At 71.7% G+C, this 10,703-nt stretch carries 12 protein-coding genes; 6 read left to right on the top strand and 6 right to left on the bottom strand.

The window, feature by feature from the left end; genetic code table 11:
* Nucleotides 1-271: aminotransferase class III-fold pyridoxal phosphate-dependent enzyme (locus ABDW35_RS23080; protein WP_343716224.1), on the top strand; the 271-nt coding region annotated here is incomplete at its 5' end.
* Nucleotides 272-309: 38 nt separating this feature from the next.
* Here the strand turns inward: ABDW35_RS23080 and ABDW35_RS23085 are convergent.
* Entirely contained in the window at nucleotides 310-912 is a 603-nt protein-coding gene (locus ABDW35_RS23085) for a hypothetical protein (protein WP_343716225.1), read from the bottom strand.
* A gap of 81 nt (nucleotides 913-993) precedes the next feature.
* Between ABDW35_RS23085 and ABDW35_RS23090 the strand changes: the two genes are divergently transcribed.
* On the top strand, nucleotides 994-2,415 hold the full coding sequence (locus tag ABDW35_RS23090) for a PLP-dependent aminotransferase family protein (RefSeq protein WP_343716226.1): 1,422 nt from the start codon (nucleotides 994-996) through the stop codon (nucleotides 2,413-2,415).
* Here the strand turns inward: ABDW35_RS23090 and ABDW35_RS23095 are convergent.
* Complete coding sequence (locus ABDW35_RS23095) at nucleotides 2,412-3,335, bottom strand: DMT family transporter (protein ID WP_343716227.1); 924 nt, start codon at nucleotides 3,333-3,335, stop codon at nucleotides 2,412-2,414. The two genes, ABDW35_RS23090 and ABDW35_RS23095, sit on opposite strands and share 4 nt — an antisense overlap.
* A 100-nt stretch (nucleotides 3,336-3,435) precedes the next feature.
* On the opposite strand from ABDW35_RS23095, the gene ABDW35_RS23100 reads away from it, so the two are divergent.
* The 3 genes from ABDW35_RS23100 to ssuD all read left to right on the top strand — a co-directional run bounded on the left by ABDW35_RS23100 (nucleotide 3,436) and on the right by ssuD (nucleotide 6,657).
* The gene (locus ABDW35_RS23100; protein ID WP_343716228.1) at nucleotides 3,436-4,299 is read left to right on the top strand and encodes a LysR substrate-binding domain-containing protein; all 864 of its coding nucleotides are present in this window, start codon (nucleotides 3,436-3,438) and stop codon (nucleotides 4,297-4,299) included.
* A gap of 227 nt (nucleotides 4,300-4,526) precedes the next feature.
* Nucleotides 4,527-5,480, top strand: a complete 954-nt coding sequence (locus tag ABDW35_RS23105; protein WP_343716229.1) for an aliphatic sulfonate ABC transporter substrate-binding protein — start codon at nucleotides 4,527-4,529, stop codon at nucleotides 5,478-5,480.
* A 13-nt stretch (nucleotides 5,481-5,493) separates the two neighbouring features.
* Nucleotides 5,494-6,657, top strand: coding sequence for an FMNH2-dependent alkanesulfonate monooxygenase (gene ssuD, locus ABDW35_RS23110; protein WP_343716230.1), 1,164 nt, complete (start codon nucleotides 5,494-5,496; stop codon nucleotides 6,655-6,657).
* A 157-nt stretch (nucleotides 6,658-6,814) separates the two neighbouring features.
* On the opposite strand, the gene ABDW35_RS23115 is transcribed toward ssuD, so the two are convergent.
* The 3 genes from ABDW35_RS23115 to ABDW35_RS23125 form a co-directional block, all read right to left on the bottom strand.
* On the bottom strand, nucleotides 6,815-7,861 hold the full coding sequence (locus ABDW35_RS23115) for an aldo/keto reductase (protein ID WP_343716231.1): 1,047 nt from the start codon (nucleotides 7,859-7,861) through the stop codon (nucleotides 6,815-6,817).
* Between the two features lie 135 nt (nucleotides 7,862-7,996).
* A complete protein-coding gene (locus ABDW35_RS23120; RefSeq protein WP_343716232.1) occupies nucleotides 7,997-8,236 on the bottom strand; it encodes a hypothetical protein in 240 nt (79 codons plus the stop codon).
* The gene (locus tag ABDW35_RS23125) at nucleotides 8,233-8,799 is read right to left on the bottom strand and encodes a hypothetical protein (RefSeq protein WP_343716233.1); all 567 of its coding nucleotides are present in this window, start codon (nucleotides 8,797-8,799) and stop codon (nucleotides 8,233-8,235) included. Before ABDW35_RS23125 ends, ABDW35_RS23120 begins: the two co-directional genes overlap by 4 nt.
* A 117-nt stretch (nucleotides 8,800-8,916) precedes the next feature.
* On the opposite strand from ABDW35_RS23125, the gene ABDW35_RS23130 reads away from it, so the two are divergent.
* On the top strand, nucleotides 8,917-10,206 hold the full coding sequence (locus tag ABDW35_RS23130) for a hypothetical protein (protein ID WP_343716234.1): 1,290 nt from the start codon (nucleotides 8,917-8,919) through the stop codon (nucleotides 10,204-10,206).
* On the opposite strand, the gene ABDW35_RS23135 is transcribed toward ABDW35_RS23130, so the two are convergent.
* The coding region (locus ABDW35_RS23135) for an NAD(P)H-dependent oxidoreductase (protein ID WP_343716235.1) at nucleotides 10,187-10,703 on the bottom strand (517 nt) is incomplete at its 5' end. The two genes, ABDW35_RS23130 and ABDW35_RS23135, sit on opposite strands and share 20 nt — an antisense overlap.

A 10,703-nucleotide genomic window follows, 5' to 3' on the forward strand; every position in this document is an offset into this window, starting at 1 on the left:
GCGGCGCCATCCCTGCATCGGCGACGTCCGTGGCCGCGGCCTGCTGCTGGGGCTGGAATTCGCCGATGCCGGCGGGCGCGACGCGGCCTGGATCTCGGACTCGGTGACCGACACGGCGCTGGAGCTGGGCCTGTCCGCCAACATCGTCCGCGCCGGCCTCTCCGGCGGCACCATGCGCATCGCCCCGCCCCTGACCGCGACCGACGCCGAGATCGATCTGGGCGTCGAGCTGCTGGACGCGGCGATCACCCGGGTCATGGCCGCCGGCTGACGGCCGACCGGCGGGGGCGGCACGGGGATGCGCGTCGTTCAGCGAGGCGCCATCCGCGTGTCGGTCGCGATCCAGTTCTCTTCCCAGGTCCTGCCGCCATCCGCGGAGAAGGACTGCACGAACCGGTAGACATCGGGCGCCATGGGCAGGATCTCGAAGCGGACCAGCACGGCGCGGCCGTCGTCGAGGAAGTCCTCGCCCTGGAACATGCCACGGCCATCGGTGAACCGGCCATAGACCGGCGGCGTCAGCTTGCCGACCCGCGCATTGGAGAAATGCAGGCTCCATTGCCGCGATTTCGGGTTGTACAGGCGCAGGCTGAGGCCCTCGATATGATGCCCGCCGGAACCGTCGGCCTCCAGCTCCAGCAGGTTGGCGCGGCCGTCCCAGACCTTGCGGACCGTCGAGGTGCCGTCGAATTCGAGCCACTGGTCGGGAGACTCGCTGAGCGGCTCCGCAAGCACTTTCATCTCAGTCTTCCAGGTGCCGATCTCGAAATCGAAATCGTGCTGGCCATCGGATGACGAAGCGTCGGGCGCCGCGGCCGCAGTCTGCGCCAACGCCGGCGGCGGGAGCAGGAGCGCGCCGGCCAGCAGCATGAGGGGAAGGCCCACGGACCAAGGGTGGAATATCGCCGGCATGGGAGTCTCCCGGATCTGAAGGGTGAGCCACGCTAGGCAGCAGGTGGTAATCTGGGAATCACCACTTCGCCTGCAAATGCCATGACCACTCTGCACCTGCCCCTCGACCGGTCCGGCGGCCTGCCGCTGCACCGGCAGATCTATGACGGCATCCGCGGGGCGATCCTCGCGGGGGCGCTGCGGCCGGGCCAGCGCATCCCGTCGACGCGCAGCCTGGCCGCCGAGCTGGGCGTCTCGCGGCTGCCGGTGCTGGCCGCCTACGACCAGCTGCTGCACGAGTGCTATCTTGAGGGGCGGGCAGGGTCGGGCACCTATGTCAGCCAGGCGCTGCCCGACGAGCTGCTGGAATCGCAGCCGGCGCCGGAGGCGGCGCGATCCGAGCCCCGGATGCCGCCGGAACGCGACTATGGCGGGCTCGCCCCGTTCCGCACCAGCCTGCCGGCGCTGGACCGGTTTCCGCACGCGGCCTGGGCGCGGCTGGTGGCGCGGCATGCGCAGCGGCTGCCGCTGGCGCATATGGCGTATGGCGATCCGGCGGGGCTGCCGGCATTGCGCGCGGCGATCGCCGACCATCTGCGCGCCGCGCGCGGGGTCCGCTGCAGCGCCGGGCAGGTGCTGGTCGTGTCCGGCTCGCAGGCGGCGCTGCGCATCGCCGCCGCGATGCTGCTGGCGCCCGGAGACGGCGTGGCGATGGAGGAGCCGGGCTATTCGGGCGCGCGGGCCGCGCTGGCGGCCGGCGGGGCGCGGCTGCTGCCTGTCCCGGTCGACGAGGCGGGCCTCGACATCGAGGCGCTGCGGCGCGCCGGTCCGGTGCGTGCCGCCTATGTCACGCCCTCGCATCAATATCCGCTCGGCATGTCGATGACGGCGGCACGGCGGCTGGCGCTGCTGGACTGGGCCCGGCGCGAGGACGCCTGGGTGCTGGAGGACGACTACGACAGCGAGTACCGCTATGTCAGCCGTCCGCTCGGCGCGCTGCAGGGCATGGATGCGCATGGGCGGGTGATCTATATCGGCACCTTCAGCAAGGTGCTGTTTCCGGCCCTGCGCATCGGCTACCTGGTGGTGCCGCCATCGCGGCTGCAGGACGCCGTGCGGGCGCGGCTGGCCTTCGACCTGTTCCCGCCCACGCTGTGCCAGTCCGCGCTTGCCGAGTTCCTGGCCGAGGGGCATTTCGCGCGGCATCTGCGCCGCATGCGCGGGATTTATCAGGCGCGCCGCGCGGCCCTGCTCGACGGGTTGGCGCGGCATTGCGGCGACCGCCTGGTCGTGCACAACGCCGACGCCGGGCTGCATGTCGCGGTGCTGCTGCCTGACGGGTTCGACGATGTCGAACTTGTCCGGCGCATGGGCGAGCGCGGCCTGACGGCGACGGCGCTGTCCACCTGCTACGCGGGCGCGGCGCGCCGCAGCGGCCTGTTGCTCGGCTTCGGCGGATCCGACGAGCGCCGGCTGCTGGAGGCGACGCGGGTGCTGGGCGAGGTCATGCGCACGCCTTGCTAGGTCGTGCGCGGCGCGGTGCGGGTCACCAGGCGGATGCCGAGCGCGATCGGCACCACGCCGAGCAGGTCGAGCGGCGGCACATGCTCGCCCAGCACCGCCCAGCCCAGCAGCAGGCCGATCGGCGGCACCAGGAAGTGCAGCGCGCTGGCCGTGGAGGCGCCGAGGCGGTCCAGCATGTCGAACCACAGCAGGTAGCTGCACAGCGACACGGCAAGGGCGAGCCAGAGGAAGCCGGCCAGCAGCTCCGGCGTCCAGCGGATCGCCGACACCGGTTCCAGCGCCAGGCCCAGCGGCAGCAGCACGATGCCGGCCGCCAGGGTCTGGACCGCGGTGCCGTACCAGAGGTCGCCGGACGGCTGGCTCGACGGCGGAGCGATCCGCTTGTACAGGATGGTGCCGGCCGACAGCGCGATCAGCGCGCCGAAGGTGAAAGCAACGCCGGCCGCGCCTTCAAGGCCGCCGCCGAGGCGGCTCTGCAGCACGATGGCGACACCGAGGACGCCGAGCGCGAGCCCTGCCAGCTTCGTCCGGGTCAGCCGCTCCCCCAGCAGCGGCGCCGCCAGCAGCGCGGTCAGCACCGGGTTCATGCTGATGATCAGCGCCGCGAAGCCCGAGGTGACGGTCTGCACCCCGAAATAGGACAGGGTCAGATAGACCGCCATGGTGACGATGCCGAGCAGGGCGAAGCGCGCCACCGCGCCGGGGCCCAAGCTCCAGCGCCGCCCGGACAGCCGGGCCAGGCCGGCCAGCACCAGCCCGGCCAGCAGGAACCGCGTTGACAGCAGCAGGAAGGGCGGGGCGTAGGTCACCGCCACCTTGGCGGCGGTGAAGGCCGAGGCCCACAGCACCACGAACAGGGCGGGAAAGCCCCAGCGCACCAGGGCGCTGCGATCGGAAGCGGGGATGGAGGCGGCGTGCATGATCGATCTCCTTCGGATCGGCTGCACCGTAGCCGCGCACTCGACCATTCGGAAATTCAATGATTAAATAGGAAGCAGTGGAAAAGACGATAGGTAAGCCATGCTCGACCTCGATTTGCTGCGCAGCTTCGTCTCCGTGGTCGATGCCGGCGGCTTCACCCGGGCCGGCGAGCGGGTGCACCGGACGCAGTCGACCGTCAGCCAGCAGATCCGCAAGCTGGAGGAGTCGGTCGGCCGGCCGCTGCTGCACCGTCAGGGCAAGGGCGTGGCGCCGACCGAGGAGGGCGAGCGCCTGCTGGGCTATGCCCGCCGCCTGCTGGCGTTGAGCGACGAGGCGGAGGATGCGCTGCGCCGGCCGGACGGGCTGGCGGTGGTGCGGGTCGGGCTGGGCGAGGATTTCGCCGCGGCGCGGCTGACCGAGGCGCTGTCCGGCCTGGCCCGGCTGCGCCCGGGGCTCAGGCTCGACATCCGCTGCGATGCGGGGTCGTCGGAGCTGCGCCGCGCCTTCGGCCAGGGCGAACTGGACATCGCCGTGATCAAGCGCGACGCCGGCATCGGCACCGCCTTGGCATCCTGGCCGGAGCGGCTGGTCTGGGTGGCCAGCCGCCGCCACGGCGTGCCGCCGGACGACACGGTGCCGCTGGTGGCCTATGGCCAGGGCTGCATCTATCGAGCGCGGGCGATCCATGCGCTGGAGAGCGCCGGCCGGCGCTGGCGCATCGCCTTCACCGGCTCGAACCTCCCCGCGGTGCAGGCCGCGATCGCCTCCGGCTTCGGCATCGGCATCCTGGTCGAGCACTCGCTGCGCGACGACCTGCGCATCCTGCAGCCGGAGGAGGGGTATCCGCCGGTGCCGCCCAGCGAGCTCGCCGTCATGCTGCAGCCCGGCGCCAGCCCGGCGGTCCGGATGGTGGCGGAGCAGCTGGCCGAGAGCTGCGCCGAGGAGCGACCCGAGGCGGCGTGACCATGCCTTTCGTTGACATCCCTCTCGTCGTCATCGCGAGCCCCGAAGGGGCGTGGCGATCCACCGGCACCGCCCTATGGATCGCCACGGCACTGCGCGCCTCGCGACGAGAATTGTTCGTAAGATAAATGTGAAATATCTTAATTCACATAGAATGCTAAAAAACCAGATTGACGTATTCCACACGAAACTGGGAGATTGTCCGCCCCAGCCCGGAGGATCGGACCATGCTCTCCCGCCGCACCCTGCTGTCGACCACACTCGCTTTGACGGCGGCCGCGCCTCTGGCCGCCCGCCGGGCAGGGGCCGAGGAGGCGCCGAAGGCCCTGCGCATCGGCTACCAGAAGAACGGCATCCTGCTGGTGGCCAAGACCCGCAAGTCGCTGGAGCAGCATTTCGCGCCGCAGGGCATCGCGGTCGAATGGGTCGAATTCGCCTTCGGCCCGCCGCTGCTGGAGGCGCTGAACGCCGGCAGCATCGACTTCGGCGCCACCGGCGATACCCCGCCGATCTTCGCCCAGGCGGCGCAGGCCGACCTCGTCTACGCCGCAGCCCAGCCGGCGGCGGGCAAGGGCCAGGGCCTGGTGGTGCCGAAGACGTCGCCGGCGCAGACGGTCGCCGACCTGAAGGGGCTGCGGGTCGGTGTCGGCAAGGGCTCCAGCGCCCACAACTTCCTGGTGGCGGCGCTGCAGAAGGCGGAGCTGGGCTGGCAGGACATCACGCCGGTCTACCTCGCCCCGGCCGATGCCCGCGCCGCCTTCGCCGGCGGCAGCCTGGACGCCTGGGCAATCTGGGACCCGTATTTCGCCATCGCCGAGCAGGAGGAGGGGGCGCGGGTGCTGGCCACCTCCGCCGATGTCGAGCCGCAGAATTCCTATTTCCTCGCCTCCAAGGGCTTTGCCACGGAGCATCCCGCCGCGCTGCGCAGCCTGGTGGGCGCCCTGGGCGAGGTCGGCGCCTGGGCCGAGCAGCACCATGCCGAGGTGGCGAAGCTGTTTGCCGACGAGACCGGCATCAGCCTGGCGGCGGAGCAGCGCTCGGTCGATCGCGCCACCTTCCGGATCGGACCGGTGACCGAGGAGATCGCGGCCCAGCAGCAGAAGATCGCCGACCGCTTCGCCGCGCTCGGGCTGATCCCGGCGCCGATCGTCATCCGCGACATCGTCTGGACCGGCGCCTAGCAGGAAATCCTCCATGTCTGACACCCGCAAGCCGCTCGACCTGTTCTGGTTCATCCCGACCAGCGGCGACGGCCCCTATCTCGGCACCCAGGACCGGCACCGCCCGGCCGAGTTCCGCTATCTGCGCGAGATCGCCATGGCGGTCGACCGGCTCGGCTTCTCCGGCGTGCTGCTGCCCACCGGCCGCGGCTGCGAGGATGCCTGGATCACCGCCACGGCGCTGGCCACGGCGACGGAGCGGCTGCGCTTCCTGGTGGCGCTGCGCCCCGGCGTGGCGACGCCCGCCTTCTTCGCCCGCCAGGCCGCGGCGCTGGACCGGATCAGCAATGGCCGGCTGCTGCTCAACGTCGTGGTCGGCGGCGATCCGGCCGAGCTGGCCGGCGACGGCGTCTTCCTCGACCACGACACCCGCTACGCCCAGGCGGCGGAGTTCCTGACCATCTGGCGCCGCCTGCTGGCCGGCGAGACGGTGGATTTCGAGGGCGACTTCCTCAAGGTGAAGGGCGGCAAGCTGTCCTTCCCGCCGGTGCAGCGGCCGCATCCGCCGCTGTGGTTCGGCGGCTCCTCCGACGTGGCGCTCGACCTCGCCGCCGACCAGGTCGAGACCTACCTGACCTGGGGCGAGCCGCTGGACCAGGTGGCGGAGAAGATCGCGGCCGCCAAGGCGCGCGCGGCGGCGCGCGGCCGGACGCTGCGCTTCGGCATGCGGATCCATCTTATCGTGCGCGAGACGGAGGAGGAGGCGTGGCGGGTCGCCGAGCGGCTGATCCGCGACGTCTCCGACGACGCCATCGCCGAAGCCCAGAAGAAGCTGGCCGACGGGTCGGATTCCGTGGGCCAGAAGCGGATGACGGCGCTGCATGGCGGCCGCCGCGACAAGCTGCTGGTCGGGCCCAACCTGTGGGCCGGGATCGGGCTGGTGCGGCGCGGCGCCGGCACGGCTTTGGTCGGCGACCCCGAGACGGTGGCGGCGCGGCTGCGCGAATACCAGGACCTCGGCATCGAGACCATCATCGCCTCCGGCTACCCGCATCTGGAGGAGGCGTACAATGTCGCCGAGCTGCTGTTCCCGGCGCTCGGCATCGGCGCCGGCGGCGCGCAGGCTGGGGCGCATGAGCTGCACCCCGGCGAGTTCGGCACCGGTGCCGGAAAACCGAAGCTGACCGCGGTGTCGTGAGGGACACGCGGGCGTGGGGCGCGGGAGCGAACCCTCCCCCTCATCTGTCATCCTCGGGCTTGACCCGAGGATCCAGGGCCATCAAGAGCGGCGCTGGCCGCCCCTGGATTGCCGGGTTGAGCCCGGCAATGACAGAGTAGGGAAGCCCCGCCAGGTCTTACCCCTCCCGCTTGGTCCAGGCGGTCGGCTTCGGGTTGCGGCTGTCGAAGCCGGTCTGGTGCCAGTAGGGATAGGCCGGGGTGCGGTGGCTGGCGTCGTCCAGCAGCGCCACCTGCTCCGGCGTCAAATTCCAGCCCACGGCGCCGAGATTCTGCTTCAGCTGCTCCTCGTTGCGGGCGCCGACCACGATGTTGGCGACGGTCGGCCGCTGCAGCAGCCAGTTCAGCGCCACCTGCGGGACGGTCTTGCCGGTCTCCTGCGCCACGCGGTCCAGCGCGTCGACCACGTCGTACAGATAGTCGTCGTCGACCGGCGGCCCGCCGACATCGCCGCCGGAGGCGACGCGGCCGGCCCCGGCGGGCTGGCCGCGGCGGAACTTGCCGGTCAGGCGGCCCCAACCGAGCGGGCTCCACACCATCAGCCCGACCTTCTGGTCGAGGCCGAGCGGCATCAGCTCCCACTCATAGTCGCGGCCGATCAGCGAGTAGTAGCCCTGATAGGCGACGTAGCGGGCCAGGCCGTAGCGCTCGGAGGTCGCCAGCGCCTTCATCAGGTGCCAGCCGGAGAAGTTGGAGGCGCCGATATAGCCGATCTTGCCGCTGCGGGTCAGGTCGTCCAGCGCGCGCAGCGTCTCGTCGACCGGCGCGATCGCGTCGAAGCCGTGCATGAAGTACAGGTCGATATGGTCGGTGCCCAGCCGCTTCAGGCTGGCCTCGCAGGCGCGGATCAGGTGATAGCGCGACGAGCCGACATCGTTCGGCCCGTCGCCCATGGGGAAGGTGGCCTTGGTCGAGATCAGCACCTTGTCGCGCCGGCCCTTCAGGGCCTGGCCCAGGATCTCCTCCGAGACGCCCTGGCTGTAGACGTCGGCGGTGTCGAAGAAATTGACCCCGGCCTCCAGGCAGAGGTCGACCATGCGGCTGGCCTGGGCGACATCGGTGCTGCCCCAGCGCTGGAAGAACTCGTTGGTGCCGCCGAAGGTGGCGGTGCCGAAGCTGAGCACGGGAACCTTGAGGCCGGACCCGCCGAGCTGACGGTATTCCATGCGACTCTCCGTTGGTGACGGTGTGGCGATCGCTACGGTCGTAACGTGCCGTCACAGGCTAGCAGGTTGCGCCGCGCGATGCGGCGGGCCTGTCGCCGCGGATCAGGGCTGCGAAGTTCGGCCTTGAACCGGCCGTCAGTGCCAGCGATGCGGCGGCAGCCCGATGCGCCCGGCCGGCATGACCGAAGCTCCTGGGGACGTGGCTTCGGCGGCCCCGGCGCGCTGCAGCACGTCGCGCACGTCCCAGGCGGCATAGGAGACCTTGCGCCGGGTCTCGGCGGCGGCCTGTCGGATCTCCTCCTCAGACGCGGCGGCGAGCTCGGCCTCCAGCGCGTCCAGCAGGTTCTCGAGCGCGCGATCGGGTCGATGCGTCATGGCGATCCCGTGAGGCCGTGGCGCAGCAGCGCTCGCCTCATCCTCTTGCGCGTGGAGTCGTAGTCGGTCTCCGACAGGCCCGTCCGCCGGCGGATCTCCTCGGCCGACAGGCCCTGGCTCAGGCCCAGGATGACAGCCAGCGCCGCCGGATCGTCGGCGAACAGCCGATCGATCGCCGCCAGCGCCTGGCTGGCGGCGGCGATGCGCTCCGGATCCGGCGGCTGGTCGGCGACCTCCGCCGCCTGCAGCGCGAGCGCCGCGGCCATGGTCCGGTGGCGGCGCCAATGGTCGCTGCGCAGGCTGCGCATGATCCCGGCCAGGAAGGCGACCAGCTTCACGCCGGGCGGCCAGGGGCGAGATCCGTCGAGGGCGCGCAGCACCGCCTCGTGCAGCAGCTCCTGCCACTCCAGCCCCGGCAGGCCGCGGCAGCGCAGCCGCGCGATCGCCTGCAGCCGCAGCAGCTCCGGCTCGGACAGGGCCGCGAGGGCGCGGCGCAAATCCTTCTCGGTCAGGCTGAAGGCCTGGAGCGCGATCCGCGGCTTGAGGGGCGAGGTGTCCTGCATTCCGACCACTATGCGCGCGGGGCCGCCGGGCGCGGACAGGCGGCGCGAAAAATATCTCCGGTCCGCGGCTGCCCGGCTCGCGCGCATTCCCCGGCAGACAGTCCTGCCGGAGGGATCATGGAGCCCGAGATCGAAGATCACATCACCCGTTTCCTGGGCATGCTCGACACCGCCTTCCGCCGTCGCGGCGAGGCCCTGCCGGAGCGGCTCCGCCGGGCCGTGCGGGAGGTGCCGCGCCATCGCTTCGTGCACCGCTTCCGGGCCGATCGAGACCACCCGGTCGAGGATTTCGATGCCGGGCGGCAGCGCCACCTCGCCGCGATCTACAGCGACCGGGTGCTGACCCATCTCGGGCCGGACGATGCCGAGCTCGATTCGACCAACTCCCAGCCCAGCTACGTGCTGTGGCTGCTGCATCGGCTGGGGCTGGAGCCGGGGCATCGGGTGATGGAGATCGGCTCAGGCTCCGGCTGGCTCGCCGCGGTGATGGGCCGGCTGGTCGGGGACGGGCAGGTGGCCGGGGTCGAGATCCTGGGCGACCTGGCGAGGCGCAGCCGGGACGATCTCGCGGCGCTCGGCATGGCCAATGTCGCGATCGTCGAGGGCGACGGCGCTGCCGGCCATGCCGCCGGGGCGCCCTATGATCGGGCCATGATCACGGCCGCGGTCTGGGACCCGCCGGCGGCGCTGTTCGACCAGGTGGCCGAGGGCGGCCGGCTGCTGCTGCCGATCGCGCTGGCTGGGGGCGCCGGCCGCGACTGCCACGTGGCGGTGCTGCGCCGGGAGGAGGGACGGTTCCGGATGTTGGAGGCGGTGCCGGGCGGTTTCGTCCGCTTCACCGGCCCGGGGCAGGATCGGGGGGCCGAGCGTTGTCGGCTCGACCAGCTGCCGTTCTGGCCCGGGATCGGCGCGACGCCGAGCCTGCGCCGGACGCTGCCGCTCGGGGCCCGGGATCCGGCCCGGTTCGGCGGCGCGGCCTATGCCTTCCGCCTGTTCCTGGGCCAGACCGAGCCCGGCTTCACGGTGTTCGACGACGGGGCGGCGGAGGATCTCTCCACCTCGTCCTTCGGCGTGCTCGACGCGGCAGCCGGGTCGGTGGCGGTCTGCCGGCCGGGGATGCTGCTGGGCTACGGTCCGCCGGCGGCCGCGCGGCGGTTCGACGCCGCCTACCGGCGCTGGGCGGCGCTCGGCATGCCCGGCCCGGCCGCCTTCGATCTCGAGGTGGTGCGCGCCGAACAGGCGCCGCGATCGAGGCCGGGCCTTTGGGTGGAGATGCGGGGCGCCAGCGCGCTGGTGTGGCGCCTGCCCGCCCCGTTCTCGCCGCCGCGGGCCGGGCGGCGGACCGCCATCCGGGACCGGCCGCCGCCAGCCGGCCCCACAACCGGGATCAGGCCGCCCGGGCCGTGATCGTCGAGACCTTGTCCAGCGCGCCGGCCACGGCCTTCTCGGCCACGTCCGGGCCATAGGCCACGCCCTCGACCGCGATCGATTCGACATCGGTCAGGCCAATGAAGCCGAGCAGGTGGCGCAGATAGGGCTCCTGGAAGTCGAAAGCCTTGGCCGGGCCGTCGGAATAGACACCGCCGCGGGCCTCGACCAGGTAGACCTTCTTGCCGCCGGGAACCAGCCCGTGCACGCCGGTCTCGTCGTAGCGGAAGGTGACGCCGGCCCGCAGCAGATAGTCGAACCAGCTCTTCAGCGTCGAGGTCAGGCCGAAATTGATCATCGCTGAGGCGATGACGATGATGTCGGCGGCGAACAGCTCCTGCGCCAGCGTGTCGGACAGGGCCAGCGCCGCCTGCTGCGCCGGGCTGCGCGCCTCGGCCGGCAGGGCCTGAGCAGCCACGAAATCCTCGCCGATATGGGGCAGCGGCTGCGGTTCGCGGATGCAAGATCGTACAACG

Source organism: Inquilinus sp., from assembly GCF_039594555.1.
Classification (GTDB): Bacteria; Pseudomonadota; Alphaproteobacteria; order DSM-16000; family Inquilinaceae; genus Inquilinus.